Here is a 19,706-nt window from a genome sequence, read left to right as displayed (position 1 = left end):
CTTGGGAGGAAAAGATATGTCGCAGCTTAAGAAGGAAATGACAGTGGATGTCCTTGTGCTTGGCGGAGGTCCGGCAGGAGCTTGGGCGGCATGGAGTGCAGCGTCGCAAGGTGCAAAGGTAGTCCTGGCAGATAAGGGCTACTTGGGTACAAGCGGTGCTACTGCTCCGGGCGGTACAACGCTGCTCGTTATCCCTCCGATTGCCGAGTTGCGAGAGCAGGCGGTTCAATCCAGGTTGAAATCCGGTGGATATTTGTCGGAGAATGCCTGGATTCACCGTGTGCTGGATCAGGTAGAGCAGAACCTGACCCAAGTAGAGCAATGGGGGTATCCTTTTCCGAAGGATGAGGCAGGAAACTCACTGCGCACACATCTGCACGGACCAGAGTACATGCGGATTATGCGAAGAGTTGTCCGCAAAGCGGGGGTCACGATCCTCGATCAGTCGCCAGCGCTAGAGCTTCTTCATGATGAATATGGGGTTGGTGGGGCACGCGGGATCAACCGCCTTACAGGGGAGTCTTGGGAAGTGAAAGCCAATGCTGTTGTGATGGCAACCGGAGGCTGTGCTTTTCTCAGCAAAGGTCTTGGCTGCAACGTACTGACAGGTGAAGGGCTGTTGATGTCTGCCGAGGTGGGAGCCGATCTGTCGGGCATGGAATTCAGCCGCCAATACGCGCCGAGCTTTGCAGACGGAACCGTAACACGTGGGCGCATGCTGGCGTGGGCCACGCTTTATGATGCGGACGGTCATCCGCTGCATAAAGGGGATCGGACCTTTGGCAGCATTCCTGAAATGATGCTCAAGGGGCCGGTTTATGCTTCGCTCGATCTGGCAGATACAGCGGAGAAACAGGATTTTCTGCGAAAAGCGCATCCGATCTTCTTTATGCCGCTGGAGCGGGCGGGAATTGATGCGTTTAAGCAGAAATTCCCGCTCACCCTGCGCTATGAGGGAACCATGCGCGGCACGGGTGGTTTGCGCTTGAGCGGCACGGACTGCCGGACGACCGTGCCCGGACTCTATGCGGCCGGAGATGCCGCATCTCGCGAGAAAGTGACCGGCGCCATCTCCGGCGGCGGGGCTTATAACGCTTCCTGGGCCATGTGCAGCGGAAGCTGGGCTGGCCAGGGAGCCGCGCAGCATGCGCGGTCCAGCCGAGGGCAGGCGAACAGCCGCAACCTGACCGCAGCGGGACGCTACGGGCTGGCGGCTGGCGCCGACACCTCGGAAACGCTGGAGGTGAAGCCGCTAGTCGCGGCGATCCAGCGTGAAATCTTGCCGCTGCAGATCAACTATTTCCGCAGCGAACCGGGCATTTCTTCAGCCTTGAAGCGGCTGAATGCCTTGATGCCCTTGTTGAACGGGCGCGTTCCCGCCACCGTACAGGGCATCGTGCAAGCACGCGAAGCCGCGGCTATGCTCGCGGTCGGCAGATGGATGTACACCGCCGCGCTGGCCCGGAAGGAGACGCGCGGCCTGCAAAAGCTCGCGGAATATCCGGAGCTTGATCCGCGTCAAACCCACCGGCTGATTGTATCCGGTATAGAGCAAATAAGCATCGGTACCGAGGCTGTGCCCCATGCTCATGAACTGAATTTACTAAAGGAGGGGCAGGCGATATGATTGAACTAATCAGCGTTGAACGCTGCGTGGGTTGTAAACTGTGCACGAAAGTATGTCCGACAAACGTATTCGAAATGCAGGGGAAGATTCCGGTTATTGCGCGTCAGGAAGATTGCCAGACTTGTTTTATGTGTGAAGCTTATTGCCCTGTAGATGCACTTTATGTAGCGCCACAGGCGGATCAGCTGATCGGTGTAAATGAGGAGGCGCTAATCCAGACAGGGTTGCTAGGGAGCTGGCGGGCTGAGATCGGCTGGGGACCGGGCGCTAATGGCTCAATGGCTGAAAGGGATACCACCCCTTATTTTGAAGTATTTACTGAGCAGTACCGTACATGAAAAAGCCGCCCAGAGTTGGAGTCTGGGCGGCTTATTGTTGTATAGAAATTCAATCTATGTAGGCCTTTGTCCCGGGATTTCCACCGCGAAGAGCGGCTTCAATCAAGAAATCTGGGGACAACAGCGGCCGGAAGTCCAATTATTCACCGCAGTGACTACTGTGCTTTAAGTTAATGTCATTAGCTCGGTATATATCAAGAAAAATCTATAACAATGCTTCGATTGCTGGCTCAATATCCAGCGGATCCACAGTAGATTCGAATCTTGTAATTACATTACCTTCGCGATCGATTAAGAATTTAGTGAAGTTCCATTTGATTTCGTCATTGTTCAGTGCTTCCGGATCCTTGCTCTCAAGCATGCTTTGCAGTAGCTTTCCTGAAGAATGGTTCATGTCGAAGCCTTCAAATCCAGCCTGCTTAGTAAGGTGAGTGAAGAGGGGATGCTTATTTTCGCCCTTTACTTCAACCTTCTCAAAGAGAGGGAACGTAACGCCGTAATTGATTTGGCAAAATACATTCACTTCTTCATTGCTGCCAGGTTCCTGTTCCCCAAACTGATTGGAAGGGAAACCAAGAATTTGGAAGCCACGATCTTCGTATCGCGCATAGAGCTTTTGCAGGTCGGAGTATTGGTGGGTAAACCCACACTTACTTGCTGTATTTACAATCAAAAGTACTTTACCTTTGTATTCCTCTAGTTCGATCTCTTTTCCTCGAATACTGCGTGCTGTATATGGATAAATGCTCATGCTGCTACATCCCTTCAGTTATGTAATGTAAATGCTAAAGCTGACAGTGGATCAGAATAGGAAATATTTTCAATGATTTAATTGTAAACAATCAAAATATCGCTGTCAACTTCATACATAGAGAGGGGATTGGAACCTTTAAAGCAGTGGCAGAATAGTATGGGTATGGGTTATTTCATACTTCAAAGCCTATTCTAGCGAGTTGTTATAAGAATAATTGTATCTCATGTGATTTTATTGCGTTAAAGCTACTCAGCGTTCCATTATTATCTTGCATCGGAAACATTTTTTGATTAAGATAGCAGAAACCAGCGCAAAAGACGCGCTGACATAAATAAGACTATGACGAAGAGAGTAAGCATTTTAGCGGATCTTAACAGGGAAGGCGTGCCGGAGACTGAGAGCACCCTCATGAGACGATTAATGCCGAAGTTCACTTCCGAGTCGGCCCCTGAAGTATTGTCACAGGTCGTGACAGGTATGAGTAGGGAGGCCCGCGCCCCGCGTTACCGGGTTTAAGATAGAGTTAATCTTTAGTCAAGGGAATCCGATATTTTATTCCTTTGTGCTAGTATTCGGGTTAATTCTAAATAAGGGTGGTACCACGGCTCCTCGTCCCTTGCGACGGGGGGCCTTTTTGCGTTTCAAATTATAAATAAGAAGAGGGAGTGGAAGGGTAATGAGTAACGTGGAATTGGATGTTCTTAGAGGTCGTCTGGATGAGATTAATGGGCAATTGCTGGAGCTGATCTCCGAGCGGGCTAAAATTGTGCAGGAGATTGGAGTAGTTAAAGAAAAGCAAGGTGTGCCTAAATTCGATCCAGAACGTGAAAAGAAAATGCTGGATCAGCTCGTAGCGAGCAACAAAGGACCTTTCACTAACGGGACTATCCGCAGCCTCTTCAAGCAAATTTTTTCAGCATCTCTGGACTTACAATCCGATGAACATAAAAAAACTTTACTAGTAGCACGTAAGAGCCACAAAGAAGACACAGTGATTGTTCTGCCGGGAGATGTTACCGTTGGCGGTTCTTCTTCACTGATGGTAGCTGGTCCTTGCTCCGTAGAAAGCGAACTACAGACCCGCACCGTAGCTGCAGCCCTGCAAAAGGCTGGTGTACGTGTTATGCGTGGAGGTGCCTTCAAGCCGCGGACTTCACCTTATGACTTCCAAGGTCTAGGTATGGACGGCCTAAGAATATTACGTGAAGCAGCAAATGATTATGGCCTGCTGACGATCAGTGAAATTGTAGATCCAAGACATATTGAAGAGTCCTTAGATTACGTAGATATCATCCAGATCGGTGCACGGAACATGCATAATTTTGAGCTGTTAAAAGCGGTCGGAGAAGTCAATAAGCCGGTGCTGCTGAAACGCGGATTGGCTGCTACGCTCGATGAATTCATACATGCAGCGGAATACATCATGTCTCGTGGTAATACACAAATCATGTTGATTGAACGCGGAATTCGTACGTATGAAAAAGCGACCCGCAACACGCTCGATATCTCAGCTGTGCCTATCCTTAAGCAGGAATGCCATTTGCCAGTTTTAGTCGATGTTACTCACTCCACAGGACGCAAAGACATTCTTATTCCTTGCGCAAAAGCCGCACTCGCAGCTGGAGCCGATGGTATTATGGTCGAGGTGCATCCTGATCCTGCAACTGCATTGTCCGATGCCGCTCAGCAGCTGAACATTGATGAATTCAACACCTTCTTCAATGAAGTGAAAGCTTCCGGGCTTTACCGGTAATCTAGAAATATAGAATTTGAATGATATTTCAAGGATTCGCTAGAAAATGATGTGAATAAGCGCTTACAAGTCTAACTAATCTTTTTGTTAAGGTGAAGACGGGTCGAGTACAATTAGCAACATTAGCGTTGCACCGGCCCCGGGTCTTTTCTGAAAAAGGTCCACACATTTTAATAGTCACAGGAGGAAATTAGATTTTGAAGCAGCTTACCTTAAATAATGGGTGGTTTTCTAACACTCGAACCGATATTTTATCGGGGATGACCGTAGCCGTTGCGCTGATTCCTGAAGCGATCGCTTTTTCGATCCTGGCGGGAGTAAGTCCGATGGTTGGTTTATATGCCTCTTTCTGTATTGCGATTGTAACCGCACTTGCCGGAGGCAGACCTGGAATGATTTCGGCGGCTACAGGGGCTATGGCTCTGTTAGTCGGAAGTCTCGTACTAGAACATGGAGTAGAGTATCTGTTCGCGGCAACTGTACTGGCTGGGGTGTTTCAGATATTGATGGGGATGCTAAAGCTGGGCCGATTTATCACTTTTTTGCCACAGCCGGTCATGACGGGGTTTGTCAACGCGCTGGCGATACTGATTTTCATGGCGCAGCTTACTCATTTTAAGGGACAGGGCTGGGTGATGTATGGACTGGTAGCTCTGACATTGCTTATTATCTATACGGTTCCTCGGTTTACCAAAGCCGTACCCTCAGCACTTGTAGGGATTGTTATCGTTTCTATTCTTAGCATCGCTCTTCATCTGGACGTAAGAACCGTAGGGGATATGGGGAATATTACAGCAACTTTGCCACTATTCCATTTACCGCAGATCCCGTTCACGCTGGATACTCTGCTTATTATTTTGCCATATTCACTCTCGCTGGCCGTAGTTGGGTTATTGGAATCACTGATGACAGCCACCTTAATAGACGATATTACAGGCACAGGTAGTGATAAGAACAGAGAGGCGAAGGGACAGGGGCTGGCGAATGTAGTCACTGGTTTTTTCGGAGGGATGGCAGGCTGTGCGATGATTGGCCAGTCAATGGTTAACATGAAGTCAGGAGGACGCACGCGTCTGTCCACCTTTGTGTCAGGGATTTTTTTATTGTTCTTAATTATTGTACTTGGTGATGTGGTGAAGCAGATTCCGATGGGCGCGCTCGTCGGCGTAATGATAATGGTCTGTATCAGCACCTTTGAATGGGGCTCGCTCAAAACATTAACCCGTGTTCCGCTAAGCGATGCGCTGGTTATGATTGTGACGGTGGTCACCGTGGTGGCTACGGACAACCTTTCTATTGGAGTATTGTTTGGGGTTCTGCTAAGTGCTTTAACGTTTGCTTGGAAAATAGCTTCGATCCGCCTAACAGTTCAGGAAGCTGCCTCTTCCAAAACATATGCGGTTTCCGGCCAGCTGTTCTTCGGCACGACAAGTCACTTCATTCATGAATTCGCCTACGATAGCGATCCGGATCATATTATTATCGATTTTTCACACTCCCATGTGTGGGACCAATCTGCAGTTCATGCCATAGCGAAGACGATGAGCAAATACGCTGAGCATGGTAAAAAAGTTACGATTACCGGACTGAATGAACAGAGCTCACAGCTGGTTCAGCGGGTGGGATTATCATTACAGTAGGACATACAAGAAAATAACGGATACCTGAAAAAAGATTGCGCTATATGCGTGATCTTTTTTTTTGCAGATATTAGCTGCAATAGAAGATGAGCAAGATTTTACTTTCGGTGCAAACTGATATAAAGTATAAAGTGGATATTGTTTATCCGCTTTATGCGTGGATGATGTAATCTCCAGTTTGAATCAAGCTATTTACGTAAATCGAGGTGCTGTACATGCATATGAAAACAGGGGTAGAACAGTCAGTGTATGCACTGGTTCTGCTTAACATGCTGCCGGACAAGGCGGTGCTGTCTGGAGAAGCGATTAGCCAGCAGCTCGGAGCATCGGCGACCTATTTTCAGAAACTATTAAGAAAGCTGGTAACCGCAGACATCATCACGTCTGTTCCCGGCATTAAAGGTGGCTTTAAATTAAAGAAGAGTCCTGAAGATATTCGTGTATATGACGTTTACCTTGCGGTGGAAGGCCAGCAGTCGCTGTATTCATCCAATGGTATTCTGGTAGACATGTTGGATTTGGAAAAAGAAGATAGCTGCTGCCTGTTAACCAATCTGATGGAAGAAGCTGAATCCTCTTGGAAAGCTGTATTAAAGCGGGAGACGATTGCTTCGTTGTCGGAGGAAATGCGCGGTGAACGCTTTAAAGATAAGATTGCAGCCTTAGAGGAATGGGTCAGCAATAAAATGGTCATTTAACCAAAGAAGGGATGTATTCGCATGAGATTAAGCGTATTGGATCAGGCACCCGTGACAAGTGGTAACACAGCGGAAGGTGCTCTGAAAAAAGCAGAAGAACTGGCTATTTTAGCAGATGAGTTGGGATATAGCAGAATGTGGATGGCTGAGCACCATGGCGGAAATACGTTTGCGAGCTCAGCACCGGAAGTAACGGCTGCCCGTTTAGCCGCTAAGACCAACCGTATTCGAATCGGCACCGGCGGTGTAATGATGATGCATTATTCTCCGCTTAAGCTGGCGGAAGTATTTAAAACGTTAAGTGCTTTCTCCCCGGGGAGAATTGATTTCGGTGTGGGACGAGCTCCTGGTGGCGATACAAGCGCCATGTACGCTCTGTCTGAAGGCCGTGAGTTAATGCTGCATAATATGTATGACAAGCTTGGCCTTACCATGCAATTGCTTAGTGATCAGATTCCAGAAGATGAGCTATATGCCAAAAATCTCGCTGCTCCAACGAAGGTGGCGCTCCCTGAAGTATGGTTGTTAGGCTCCAGCGGCAACAGTGCGCGAAAAGCTGCACAGATGGGAGTCGGATACTCCTTCGCGCAATTTTTTAATGGTGCGATGAGTAATGAGATCTTGGACCATTATCGGAATAACTACCAGCCTTCAATCTTTATGGACAAACCAGAGATCAGTGTATCCTATATGGTGACCACAGCAGAAACGAAGGAAGAGGCCGAGTATGAGGCTTTGCCGCAGGATATTTTCCGTTTGATGATGAGTAAGGGTAGAATTACACAGGTGCTGACACCAGAAGAAGCTCAGAACATATCGTTATCGGAAATTGACCGGATGTCAATCAAGGAAGGGCGTAAGATTCATTTGGTTGGTGCGGTTAAAGACATCGCCGTACGCCTGCAAGAAGAACAAGCACAATATGGTTTCCAGGAAGCGATGATTTGCAGCATTCCGCATTCGCAGGAGAAACGGCTAGAGGTTTACCGACTACTGGCGCGTGAACTGCTAGGTTCTTGATTCTGGATAGCTAACCTTAACCCGCATTTAATGCGGGTTTTTTGTATGCCCATTTAGCTTTTTAATCGACACATGCCCTCAAAAGACAATAAATTAACCCTCCCGCCTCCGAAAAGTAACAATTATAATGCTAACTTCCTCTATGATTAATGAAAGATTAAATTTTAAAAAGAGGATAGGAAGTGATCAAGAGATGTTTCCTTTACATAAATCCGTTACGCTGACAGCTGTGCTTCTAATTAATCTGCTGGTGGGTTGCCAACAACAATTCGATCCATCCCCGGTTCAACCGGTGGCCAACGGCCACACAACAACACCGAGTCCAACAGACACCGTTGCTGGCCCCATTAAACTGGAGTGGAAGCTGGTGGATACAATCCCCAAAGTAACTAAATTGAATATTAGCCCCTTGGGCGCTACTTTGATAACTGAGAAAAGACTAGATGATTTCGGAGGAGTCAAGGTGAGTGTGTATACGAGGGCTAGTGACGAAGACTATGTGTATGCCAGAATTTCTACTTCCCAAGGACAATACAGTCTAGGGGCGATAGGAACTTATAATTATCGTCAACCGGAGGATATCAAGGTAGAAGTAGTGGGACTGTTTAGAGAAAAGGTGCTGAAAATCACCGGAGGACTAGGAGCAAACAACTCGCTAAGCAATTATTACTTAATCAACGAGAGGGGGAATTCCGCGGGATTGCTGCAGATCGATACCGGACATTCCAGAGAGCTGGATGTTAATCAGGATGGATCTATTGAGGGTGTATCCGCACATGGAAATCCGATGAGTGCCTACATTTACCGCTGGAATGTTGATCACGCTGAGATAACTTACGTTAATGATGCTTTAAAGGCGGACTCCGTGGTGCTAACAGATGAAGGGATATATGAAGCTTCTAATATCGGGGACAAGCAGAGCAAAAGATTTCGGTTAACCCAAGAAGGACTGATCCCAGAGCGGTAACGCCATGACCACTGCTGCTGAAATATTTCCTGCGACCAGTTACCCCCAACCTCCGTATAGAGGGTTAAGCTTAAATGATTATCCATAATCTAGGAGGGGTATTGGATGAATATGCAAATGAATCCGAAATTGAAACAGCTGCGTCCGGGAAAAATAGTTAGCGGTGTTGCAGCAGTGCTCATTGTATTGTTGATCGGCGCGAACTCTTTTGTATCTGTAGAATATGGGCATGTAGGTTTGTACAAAACCTTTGGCAAATTAAATGACAATACGTTGTCACCCGGCATTCATTTTAAAGTTCCGTTTATTCAGACGGTGATTCAAGTCAATACGCAGGTAACGAAAGCGGAGACCGATACTTCAGCCTCTTCAAAGGATCTTCAGCCCGTATCCACACATGTGGCGGTGAACTATTCCGTAAATAAGGCTTCCGCCTTTAATCTGATGAACAATATCGGAGGTAATTTCGATAATGTAATTATCAACCCGGCTATTCAAGAAATCGTTAAAGAAGTGACAGCCAAATATCCAGCAGAAGATTTGATTACACGTCGTGATGTAGTATCGAGTGAGATTAGTGAGCATTTAACTGCTAGGCTGGCAAAATATGACCTTATCGTCAACGATATTAACATCGTTAACTTTAAATTCTCGGAGGCGTTCAATCAGTCGATTGAAGCGAAGCAGGTCGCTCAGCAGCAGGCGCTAAAGGCGGAGAACGATCTTCGTCGGATTGAAATCGAAGCGAAGCAAAAGATCGCACAAGCTCAAGCCGAAGCCGAATCTTTAAGACTTAAGAAGCAGGAGGTTACACCTGAGCTGGTGCAGCTGAAGCAAATAGAGGTCCAAGAGAAGGCGTTAGAAAAATGGAATGGCGTGCTTCCGTCAGTAACAGGAGGAGCCACTCCATTTGTGGATATTCAATCCCTGACTAAATAATTCATTGTTGGATTTCTGATTTATTTTACAAATTGCTGTTCTGTGTTTGAGTTCGCAGCTGTCTGCTTCAACAGAGTGTTTGTCATCCCTTGACGCTTACGGACTCAGGATACATTATTTGTAAGTTTTTAGGATTTGGAGCAGGGTTTCGGACTCCAGTGGCGCTATACCTTAGGTAGAGGTTCGGATTTGGTGTTTTTTATGCCAATAGCGACTATGGAGTCCGATAGTTTCCCAAATGTGGGATTATGCCGCCTAATAAGATCAGCTGTGTCCGATTGTGGATCGTACGCAAAAATGCTCCCTATTTAACCTTATGTAATTCCGGGTTTGGCAATACGGACAGTCCGTAGTTTATTAGGATCTGTTCCTCTGATGGGAAAGCCCTACTTCTATAGAAGTAGGGCTTGTTATGCTATTAATATTGATAAAGCATTGTAGGAATTTGCCAACCCGCGCCAACCGACCAGAAGAAGACATAATCGCCACGTTTGATTCGTCCGTCTTCGACGCCACGTTGGAAGGCAATAAAAGGACTGCTTGTAGCTGTATACCCGAACTCGTCACCTACATAGATGAATTTTTCATCGGTAAGTCCAAGACCCTCTTGGATGAGTTGGATATTTTTGAGAGAAAATTGTGAAAGGCAGAAGGCAGATATATCATCTGTAGTCAGGCCGTTTCTTGAGAGAAGCTCTTTCATGTCTGCAACCGCCGCATTTACACAAACTGTACCGTCAAAGGGTGTCCAGCGTATCCGAATTTGCTCCGGTGTAATGTCTTCGTGATAAATATTTGATAGACCGCAAGCAGGGAACATAATGTTCTCTGAGCCCTCAGAGTCGGTGTAATAAAGGGAATCTATAAATCCTGCATGCTCGTTGCTGCGCTCCAGAATCACTGCTGCTGCGGCGTCCCCAAAGTTAGGGTAAGTAATTTCATCATCTGTATTGCAGTTCACCGAGCTATAGTCGCTTCCCACGACGAGCGCGTACCGGATGCTAGGATTAGCCTGCATATAACGACTTGTCTGCTCCACGGCAGACACCATTCCTGCACAATTGGCATTGGAATCTTGCGTAATGGTCCGATGTTTACCTTGAAGCATACGGTGCAGCAGGAGTGCGTTGGTAGGATAGGTATATTCCGGTGTCTGTGAAGCGAACATGATCATATCCATATCTTCACCTTGTAAATTGGCTTCTTGTAGCGCTTTTTGGGCGGCCTTAAGTCCCATCGTTAGGGCATTTTCACCCTGTTCTTTTACGATGTACCTCCGGTCACGACCCATGACTTCTAGGAATCGCTTGATGTCCTTGCCCATACTCTGGAAATGCTCCAGATAATAATCATTAGATACGACATGCTCCGGATGGTAATAAGCTGCTTGGCGGATGGTTATATGTCCCAAATGAAACCTCCTATGCTTCAATAATTTCGTAATTTTCTAATTTCGTTGCCCGGGCTACTCGGCTTAGCTGCATTTTTAGGACAGGGCTTTTGGCAATAATGAAGGTTACTTTTTTAAATCCTGATTCTTTATACAGTATGTAGCATTGCTCAAGCATAGGAAGAGTGTCCGGCGAGGATACGTTTAATGTCTTGCAATCTAAAATGATCTCATATTGTGCTGGGTCAAATGTACTTACGATCTGGTTGTACTCCTGAATGAAGCGCCCGGCGTCCTCACGTGACATAGAACCTTCCACTTGTACATTCAGTTTTTTGGCTGCAGCGTTTGAGGTGAAATTAAAGTTTCCCATTTTAAATCGATCTCCTCCTAAATTTGATAAAAGAAAAAAATTAAATAAATAGGCTAAAAAACCCATTTATATAGATATTATCGTATTTTTTAATGGGAAAGTTTAGGGGGATCATCCTTTATATTTTAAAAAATACAAGTAGGTATAAAATTAACTTGAAAAGATAATTTAGTAAATAAAGACCTGCTCTAAGTGTATTTATATTAGTTAACCTAGGTTAGGGTGGGGTCTGATCGCCCAGTCGACTTTGCAAAGCAGAGTTCTATTGGTATGATTACAGAGATGAAAAAAACTCACTATCCAAATCATGGAGGAATGACAAAAATGAGCGAAATTACACTATCGCGGATTATTGATCATACACTGCTTAAAGCAGATGCACGGAAAGAAGATATCGTTAAATTGGCAGAAGAAGCAAAAGCCTATAAGTTTGCTTCGGTCTGCGTAAACCCTGCTTGGGTAGCTACTGCCCATGAAGTGTTGAAGGATACGCCTGAGGTTAAAGTCTGCACAGTTATCGGTTTCCCGCTTGGATCCTCGACAACAGAGACCAAAGCATTTGAGACTACCAATGCTATTGCTAATGGCGCGGGTGAGGTGGATATGGTCATCAACATCGGAGCGCTGAAAGATGGTAACGATGAACTGGTTAAACGTGATATTGCAGCAGTTGTAGACGCAGCTCGCGGTAAAGCACTGACTAAGGTCATTATCGAAACCTGTTTATTAACGGAAGAAGAAAAAGTCCGTGCCTGCAAGCTTTCTGTTGAAGCTGGAGCAGACTTCGTAAAAACATCCACAGGCTTCTCTACAGGTGGAGCAACGAAGGAAGATATCGCGCTCATGCGTGCAACGGTTGGACCGAATGTGGGTGTGAAAGCTTCCGGTGGTGTACGTAGTGCGGAAGACGCACATGTAATGGTACAAGCAGGTGCAAGTCGTATTGGTACTAGCGGCGGTGTTGCGATTGCTAAGGGAGAAACAAGCCAAAGCAATTACTAATAGAAGATAAGTAAATCGTTAGCGGTGAGATGAGGTGGACAAGCTTTATCCGCCGCTATTCTGTTATTGAAAGCGTTATCTGATTTTTGTCGGATATGATTTCCTACTAATAAATCAAAATATAATAATTCGCACCGGAATAATAAGATTTTTTTTCTTTTCAAATGATGTCATTTATGAGAGAATGGGTAAAATAATTATTTGTTAAAGATTTCTATTCTTATTTATAAAGGGAGGAAATACCTATGTCAGAAGACCGTAAGCTGTCATTTGAAACTTTGACTGTTCATGCAGGCCAGGAAATTGATCCAACTACTTTCGCACGTGCTGTACCGCTTTATCAGACCACGTCTTATGGATTCCGTGATGCGGATCATGCAGCGGATCTGTTTGCGCTCAAGGAATTCGGTAATATTTACACTCGGCTGATGAATCCGACTACAGATGTATTTGAACAGCGTCTGGCAGCACTAGAAGGTGGAGCAGGTGCACTTGCTACAGCTTCCGGGGCAGCGGCTATTTCTTTTTCCATTCTAAATATTGCGGGCGCTGGGGATGAAATTGTATCTGCGGCCAGCCTGTACGGTGGAACTTATAATCTTTTCTCTACAACGCTGCCTAAGCTTGGTATTAAGGTGCATTTTGTGGATTCGGATAATCCAGAGAATTTCCGTGCTGCGATTAATGATAAAACTAAAGCTTTGTATGCAGAGACCATTGGTAACCCACAGGGGAATGTGCTAGATATTGAAGCCGTAGCAGCGATCGCGCATGAACACGGAATTCCTCTCATTGTGGATAATACGTTCCCAAGTCCATTTTTACTGCGTCCGATTGAACATGGAGCTGACATCGTTGTCCATTCGGCAACCAAATTCATTGGTGGACACGGTACATCTATCGGTGGAATTATTGTGGACGGTGGTAAGTTCGACTGGAAGGCAAGCGGTAAGTTCCCAGGACTTACAGAGCCTGACCCAAGTTATCATGGCGTTGTTTATACGGAAGCTGTGGGACCGATTGCTTATATTATCAAAGCCCGCGTTCAATTGCTTCGTGACCTAGGTGCTTCTATTTCACCATTTAACTCTTGGATGCTGTTGCAAGGGCTCGAAACACTTCATTTGCGGATGGAACGTCACAGCCAGAATGCGCTGAAGGTTGCGCAATATTTGGAGGCACACGCAGACGTAGAGTGGGTAAGCTATTCCGGACTTCCTACTCATCCATCTCATGAATTAGCACAAAAGTATTTACCTAAAGGCCAAGGAGCGATCCTTACCTTCGGTATTAAAGGTGGAAGTGCAGCGGGACGCAAGCTGATTGAAAATGTGAAGCTGTTCTCACATTTGGCGAATGTCGGTGATTCCAAGTCATTGATAATCCACCCTGCAAGCACAACACATGCGCAGCTGTCGGATGAAGAGCAAACCACAGCCGGTGTAACTCCGGAATTGCTACGTTTATCGATTGGTACGGAATCCATTGATGATATTATTTATGATCTGGAACAGGCCATTGCCGCCAGTCAACAATAGAACAATGAAGTTCAAGGAAGGCATCTGCTGCTATGCGGCGATGCCTTTTTTTTGTGATTGAATAAGGATAAATTATTCACATGATTTGGCAACGCTTGCATATTTCATGGGAGGTTCCCGTATTTATAAGTGTGGTAATAAGATGTCGGTGACATCATGTATATTAACTTGGCGTACCGGCAGCAATCCAAAGATAAAGGGTGGGTGCGAAGATGAAGGGTGAACGTCAGCAGGATGGTTTTCGGAGTAGTGAAGAGCGCCCGTTCAAGTTCATGTATAAGGCCGGTGATCGGGCTCTAGGGATGGAAATGAGCCAAGCCGGATCCGTTGCTTCCGCTGCCGCAGAATTTATCACCGGAGTAGAGCAGAAGGATGTTGTAGAACCTTTGAACCGTTCTTATTTTAAGCGGCCTGGGGAACAGTCGGCCTTCTTAGTGCTGCGTGAAGGACGAGAAGAACGTGATGAGCGCCCTACTACAAGGGAAGGAACAAGATCCGTCCAAGCTGGTCCTTGTCTGATACGAAGTGAGGAATGGCTGCTCGAACCTGAGTTGTTCTGTCTTTATGAGAACTGGTTATCCAGTGAAGATGAGCTGCAGACTAATCGAATGCTGCAGCGGATCTATTATCGATTGCAGGCAGCTACCACAGCGCTGCTGGAATCACCGGATGGTGAATGGGCAGCAGTCACCTTGCTGCATCCAGAGGAGCTTGCGGCGCAGCCCGCAAAGCTCGCCGCGCTTCAGGACGCGCAGCTCGAAGCGCTTTTTACTGCGTTGGCGGAGAGCCAGCGTCAAGGCGGCGATTGCCGCCTTGACCTGCTGGCCGCCTACACCGCAAGCGGAGCCGAATTCGCGGCGAAGCGCGAATTCATCGAGGTCGTGGCCGATCAGACACTCGGCCACGCTTATGCGGCGGCGTGCCGCATCGGGGCGCTGATCGCGCCCGATGTGGAGCCCTCCGCCGCCGCGGAAATCGCGCGCATCGCCGATTTCCTAGTGCTCGACGGCGCGGCGAGCGAGCTCGCGCCGGAAGAGGCCGCCGCAGAGGGCTTCGCCCTGGCGGCGGGGAGATCCTTGCCGCCGTGCGGAGCGTGAAGCCGGCGGCGGTAGTTCTCGCCGCGGGGACTCCGGCGGCGTCGGCTTTGGCCGATCTGTATCAGATCGGCCTCAGCGGGATCTTTTGCAGCGCCGGTCAGCGGACCGAAGCGCTGCTTAGAGCAGCCTGCCTGATCTGGATCGCCAGGCAGCAGGAAACATTGGATACTGCCGCCGGTGGAAGGCAGTAGGACAACAGCGAAGCGGCTGTCATATAAAGCCGCTTTCTCTTCTAAATAAGCCGATTCGTTTCATTTAGAATCGATAAAAAAAGAGCAGTGATTCTCTTATTACGGAGAATCACTGCTCTTATTATTAGAAGGTCAATACTCTTCGTTATTGAATGATCACTGTACTAGTTATTAGAGAATCAATGCTCCTCGTTATGATCGTTTTGATTACCTGTCTTCATCAACAGTGTGACATCATTCGCTTCAGCTGAGGCTCACGGACTCAGATGACCCTATTTGCATATTTTATGCTTTTTGAGCACAGTTTCGGACTCCAGAGACATTATTCGATAGAAAGAGGCTCATATTTGGTGTTTTTCAGACCAATAGCTGCAATGGGGTCCGTTAGCAATCCAAATTTGAGAAAAAGCTACGTTTAAGGTCCGCTCAGTCCGCATGCTTCCTACTCCAACAGTGTACTTGTACCCGATAGTGACGCAGTCCGCAAGCTCAGTGTACATATCCCCGATAGTGACGCAGATTGGATGCATCCTACTCCAACAGTGTACATATCCCCGATAGTGAATTAGTCAGCAAACTTCCTGCTTCATCAACAATATACTTGTATCCGATAGCTACTACGTCCACGTAGATTTTATCTATTCAAATGAAACTAAATGTAGATCGAGTAAGGTCGTCCCGTGACCTGAACTTTCATTCATGATGGCGACTGTCGTCAGGGTCAAATCGTCTTGCCCCAGTCGATTTGCTTTCAGACCCTCATTCATTTTACATAAAAAGGATAATCGAATTGGCAGCTCGAATCTATTAGCATCCTACTGAAAAGAGGCGCTATACATGTCCGCAAATTTTAGAGTTGCCCTGAAGAAGGTTGTTGATCATTCTTACGACATTGAGATCGGTGAAAGATTATTTAACTCATTAATAGAGGACTTAAAACGAGGAATCGTAGAGAATGTTAGCAAATTCGCGATTATTACGGATTCCAAAGTTGAAGCGCTATATGGACAAGCCTTGCTGGAACAGTTGATTCAGAACGGTTTTCGTGCAGAGCTGTTTTCTTTCCCAGCCGGAGAAATTTCCAAAACCCGTGAAACGAAGGCGCAGTTGGAGGATCAGCTATTAAGTCGTTCTTATGGCCGAGATAGCTGTATTATTGCGATTGGAGGCGGGGCGGTAACAGATTTGGCAGGTTTTCTGGCAGGGACATTTGGCCGGGGAGTGCCGAGTTTGAACTATGCAACTACCCTATTAGCGGCAGCAGATGCATCCATTGGCGGAAAAACAGGCGTAAATACACCGGTCGCTACCAATCTAATCGGTGTATTTCATCAACCTAAAAAGGTATATATCGACTTAGTCACTTGGAGAACACTTCCGGTTCGTGAGTTCCGTAGTGGCTTGGCTGAAACGATCAAACATGCCTGTATCGCCGATGCGGGATTTTTCGAGTTTTTAGAGCGAAATATGGACAAAGTAGTCACCGCGGAAGGTGAATTGGTATTAGATCGAGAGGTTTGCGAACAGATTGCACTTCATAATTGTGAGATCAAATATGATGTAGTAGAGAAGGACGAGCTAGAGAGTAACCTGCGTCAGGTTCTAAATCTGGGGCATACCGCAGGACGAGCGTTGGAGGCTTTAAGTGGTTATGAATTGTTACATGGCGAGGCCATAGCGATTGGACTTTCGATTCAGGTGCAGTTAGCAGAGCGCTTGGGGTATGTAACTTCGGACCAAGTCCAGCGTGTAATTGCATTGCTACAGAAGGCGGGTCTGCCAACTGAAATCCCAGCAACCATTACAGACAGAATGCTAATCGATAAGATGTACACAGATAAAAAAGTACGTAAAGGGCGGATACGATTTGTATTCCAAGAAGGAATCGGCTCGATGAAACGTTTTGAAGATGGTTCTTATTCAACTCCAGTTGAGGAGCATGTCCTAATAGAACTTTTAGATAAAATTCGCCACTAAGCAGGCAACTAACTCATATTCAGAAATTTATGGCGGTTAACCGAATAGATAGGCTTTACTTTTTCATTCATAGTGGTATGATTAAAATATAAGTTGCACTAAGGAAATATAGTTGTACTATTGCAACAACGATTATCATTCTCACTACCTATAGTTATCAATCATGCTGTCCCGGCTAAGCCGGGGCAGCATGTGTCATTTTAGGGGTCTTAATAATGGCTCTCATTCTCACTTGGCAGAAGTAAAAATCCACAAAACAAAGCGTATGCTTCCGAAGCAAGTTTTGTTGCGAAGTAGAGTCAATGAAGTAAAGCTCCACAAAAACTTTAAAGGACGGCGATTATTATGCAAGCAACATCAAAACATTTACCCAAGCAGTCATCTATCTCTGGCAGCATGAAGAAGCCAGGCGCTCCAAAGCGTCGATTCGATCCGCGTGCCATGCTTAGCAATTCCGAAATGCAGGCTGCTCTGGGCAGCGGGCTGCTTATGCTTTTTGCTTGGTCTGTTGGTGGATGGTCAGAAATTCTTTCCGTAGTGCTCTATGTCATTTCTTATACGATTGGTGGCTGGAACAAGGCAAAGGAAGGTGTAGAAACGCTCATCAAAGAACGAGATCTCGATGTGAACCTATTAATGATTGCAGCCGCACTAGGTGCAGCTTCCATTGGGTACTGGAATGAAGGCGCCATGCTTATTTTCATTTTTGCACTCAGTGGAGCCTTAGAGAGTTATACGATGGAACGTAGTAAAAAGGACATTTCCTCGCTGATGGCGCTCAAACCGGCTACGGCTATGCGCATTGAACAAGGAAGCATGAATGAGGTAAATATTGACCAGCTGGTGATCGGAGATCTGCTGCTTGTGCGTCCGGGAGATTTGATTCCGGCAGACGGCAAGGTATATCGGGGGGAATCGGCCGTAGATCAGGCTTCTATTACGGGAGAATCGGTTCCTGTAGAGAAATGTGCCGGTAGCGAAGTTTTTGCAGGCACTGTGAATGGAGAAGGACCCCTTTATATTGAGGTAACGAAAGCAGCTGAGAACACCCTTTTTGCCAAAATCATCAAAATGGTAGAAGAGGCAGAAACGGAAGTTCCTAACTCGCAGCGTTTTATTAAAAGACTTGAAGCCATCTATGCACGGGTTGTCGTAGCCTCGACGGTGGCATTGATTATCCTTCCACCGTTTTTGCTGGACTGGAGCTGGAGCGCAACCTTCTATAAAGCGATGGTTTTTCTAGTAGTAGCTTCACCTTGCGCTTTGGTTTCCTCCATTATGCCAGCGATGCTGTCGGCCATCTCCAAAAGTGCGCGAAAAGGGGTTCTTTTTAAAGGCGGGGTCCATCTGGAAAATATGGCACGCACAACAGTCGTGGCGTTCGATAAGACAGGGACGCTTACAGAGGGAACTCCACAAGTAACTGATTTTATTGCAGGTGAAGGCTACAGTCGTCAAGAGTTGCTAACGGTTAGCGCATCCATAGAGCATATGTCCCGTCATCCACTGGCGGAAGCGATTGTGCGTAAAGCGGAAGAGGAAGGTCTGGAGCTACGGGGAGTGGAAGACAGTAAAACAATCACAGGCTGGGGAATTGAAGGTCAAATAGCCGGACATCTCTGGAGAATCGGGAAATCTAATTTGCTCGATGAGCTGACTCCATCTGCTATGAATTCTGAACTGGAGCATTGGAAACTTAAGCGGCAGCAGTTGGCTGAAGAAGGGAAGACCGTCTCCATCATTCTGGATGGTGAGCAAATTGCCGGAATGATTGCTTTACAGGATACGGTTCGTCCACAAGCAGAAGCCGCAGTGCGGAAGCTGCAGGAGCTTGGGATTAAAGTGGCAATGCTTACCGGTGACCGTGAAGCTACAGCTCAGGTTATTTCAAGTACAACTGGAGTAGATATGGTATTTGCTGATCTTTTACCGGAGGATAAAGTGAAGCATATCAAGGCACTACGTGAAAAGTATGGTCACGTTGTTATGGTGGGTGATGGTGTGAATGATGCACCTGCTTTGGCGACTGCAACTGTAGGCATGGGAATGGGCATGAAAGGGAGCGGCGCAGCACTCGAAATAGCCGATGTAGTGCTTATGAATGATAATATAGAAGAGATTGCTTCAACGATATCATTGGCGCGTCGTTCGCAGCGTATTGTGAAGCAAAATATGATTTTTGCTGTGACTGTGATTGCGGTGCTTATGATCAGCAACTTTGTGCAAGGGATCGCACTTCCTTTTGGCGTGATTGGTCATGAAGGCAGTACGATATTAGTGATTCTAAATGGACTGAGATTATTGAGATAGTATTTTTCAAAATTAAATTGTTCACAAAATAGTTTCGGAACTTGGGAGTCTGGCATATTGACATATTTGCTTTCAGTTATCATAATTAACAC

Annotated in this window: 17 protein-coding genes; 14 read left to right on the top strand and 3 right to left on the bottom strand. The window is 46.5% G+C overall.

Annotation, left to right across the window (positions count from 1 at the left end; genetic code table 11):
- The first annotated feature begins 16 nt into the window (after nucleotides 1-16).
- On the top strand, nucleotides 17-1,627 hold the full coding sequence (locus tag QNH28_RS25990; RefSeq protein ID WP_283909123.1) for an FAD-binding protein: 1,611 nt from the start codon (nucleotides 17-19) through the stop codon (nucleotides 1,625-1,627).
- Complete coding sequence (locus QNH28_RS25985; protein ID WP_076285502.1) at nucleotides 1,624-1,965, top strand: 4Fe-4S binding protein; 342 nt, start codon at nucleotides 1,624-1,626, stop codon at nucleotides 1,963-1,965. The genes QNH28_RS25990 and QNH28_RS25985 overlap by 4 nt, the downstream gene beginning before the upstream one ends.
- A gap of 205 nt (nucleotides 1,966-2,170) precedes the next feature.
- Here the strand turns inward: QNH28_RS25985 and QNH28_RS25980 are convergent, their stop codons facing one another.
- Nucleotides 2,171-2,716 carry a glutathione peroxidase gene (locus QNH28_RS25980; protein WP_283909122.1) on the bottom strand — a complete coding sequence of 182 codons (546 nt, stop codon included), beginning with the start codon at nucleotides 2,714-2,716 and terminating at the stop codon, nucleotides 2,171-2,173.
- Between the two features lie 342 nt (nucleotides 2,717-3,058).
- Here QNH28_RS25980 and QNH28_RS25975 point away from each other — a divergent pair, with 342 nt between their 5' ends.
- From QNH28_RS25975 to QNH28_RS25945, 7 genes are all read left to right on the top strand, one after another.
- Entirely contained in the window at nucleotides 3,059-3,235 is a 177-nt protein-coding gene (locus tag QNH28_RS25975) for a hypothetical protein (protein WP_283909121.1), read from the top strand.
- Between the two features lie 160 nt (nucleotides 3,236-3,395).
- Entirely contained in the window at nucleotides 3,396-4,472 is a 1,077-nt protein-coding gene (locus QNH28_RS25970) for a bifunctional 3-deoxy-7-phosphoheptulonate synthase/chorismate mutase (RefSeq protein WP_060625754.1), read from the top strand.
- 194 nt (nucleotides 4,473-4,666) lie between these two features.
- On the top strand, nucleotides 4,667-6,112 hold the full coding sequence (locus tag QNH28_RS25965; protein WP_481858411.1) for a SulP family inorganic anion transporter: 1,446 nt from the start codon (nucleotides 4,667-4,669) through the stop codon (nucleotides 6,110-6,112).
- A 215-nt stretch (nucleotides 6,113-6,327) separates the two neighbouring features.
- The gene (locus QNH28_RS25960; protein ID WP_283909120.1) at nucleotides 6,328-6,810 is read left to right on the top strand and encodes an RrF2 family transcriptional regulator; all 483 of its coding nucleotides are present in this window, start codon (nucleotides 6,328-6,330) and stop codon (nucleotides 6,808-6,810) included.
- A gap of 21 nt (nucleotides 6,811-6,831) precedes the next feature.
- Nucleotides 6,832-7,830, top strand: a complete 999-nt coding sequence (locus tag QNH28_RS25955) for an LLM class flavin-dependent oxidoreductase (protein ID WP_283909119.1) — start codon at nucleotides 6,832-6,834, stop codon at nucleotides 7,828-7,830.
- A 193-nt stretch (nucleotides 7,831-8,023) separates the two neighbouring features.
- A complete protein-coding gene (locus QNH28_RS25950; protein WP_283909118.1) occupies nucleotides 8,024-8,797 on the top strand; it encodes a hypothetical protein in 774 nt (257 codons plus the stop codon).
- Nucleotides 8,798-8,902: 105 nt separating this feature from the next.
- Complete coding sequence (locus tag QNH28_RS25945; RefSeq protein ID WP_256989860.1) at nucleotides 8,903-9,736, top strand: prohibitin family protein; 834 nt, start codon at nucleotides 8,903-8,905, stop codon at nucleotides 9,734-9,736.
- Nucleotides 9,737-10,154: 418 nt separating this feature from the next.
- On the opposite strand, the gene QNH28_RS25940 is transcribed toward QNH28_RS25945, so the two are convergent.
- Nucleotides 10,155-11,147 (bottom strand): ketoacyl-ACP synthase III, encoded by a 993-nt coding sequence (locus QNH28_RS25940; RefSeq protein ID WP_283909117.1) that lies wholly within the window; start codon nucleotides 11,145-11,147, stop codon nucleotides 10,155-10,157.
- A gap of 10 nt (nucleotides 11,148-11,157) precedes the next feature.
- A complete protein-coding gene (locus QNH28_RS25935) occupies nucleotides 11,158-11,499 on the bottom strand; it encodes a hypothetical protein (protein ID WP_283909116.1) in 342 nt (113 codons plus the stop codon).
- Between the two features lie 324 nt (nucleotides 11,500-11,823).
- Here QNH28_RS25935 and deoC point away from each other — a divergent pair, with 324 nt between their 5' ends.
- From deoC to QNH28_RS25910, 5 genes are all read left to right on the top strand, one after another.
- Nucleotides 11,824-12,501 carry a deoxyribose-phosphate aldolase gene (gene deoC / locus QNH28_RS25930; protein ID WP_283909115.1) on the top strand — a complete coding sequence of 226 codons (678 nt, stop codon included), beginning with the start codon at nucleotides 11,824-11,826 and terminating at the stop codon, nucleotides 12,499-12,501.
- 245 nt (nucleotides 12,502-12,746) lie between these two features.
- A complete protein-coding gene (locus QNH28_RS25925) occupies nucleotides 12,747-14,039 on the top strand; it encodes a homocysteine synthase (protein ID WP_283909114.1) in 1,293 nt (430 codons plus the stop codon).
- Nucleotides 14,040-14,251: 212 nt separating this feature from the next.
- Nucleotides 14,252-15,136: a hypothetical protein gene (locus QNH28_RS25920; protein ID WP_283909113.1), complete on the top strand. Its 885-nt coding sequence runs from the start codon at nucleotides 14,252-14,254 to the stop codon at nucleotides 15,134-15,136.
- A gap of 1,028 nt (nucleotides 15,137-16,164) precedes the next feature.
- Nucleotides 16,165-17,304, top strand: a complete 1,140-nt coding sequence (gene aroB / locus QNH28_RS25915) for a 3-dehydroquinate synthase (protein WP_283909112.1) — start codon at nucleotides 16,165-16,167, stop codon at nucleotides 17,302-17,304.
- A 345-nt stretch (nucleotides 17,305-17,649) separates the two neighbouring features.
- A complete protein-coding gene (locus QNH28_RS25910; RefSeq protein ID WP_283909111.1) occupies nucleotides 17,650-19,614 on the top strand; it encodes a heavy metal translocating P-type ATPase in 1,965 nt (654 codons plus the stop codon).
- Nucleotides 19,615-19,706 lie beyond the last annotated feature (92 nt).

Source organism: Paenibacillus sp. G2S3 (genome assembly GCF_030123105.1).
Classification (GTDB): domain Bacteria; phylum Bacillota; class Bacilli; order Paenibacillales; family Paenibacillaceae; genus Paenibacillus_AQ.
Note: the sequence above shows the minus strand (reverse complement) of the source record. Positions and strands in the feature narration are given on the sequence as shown.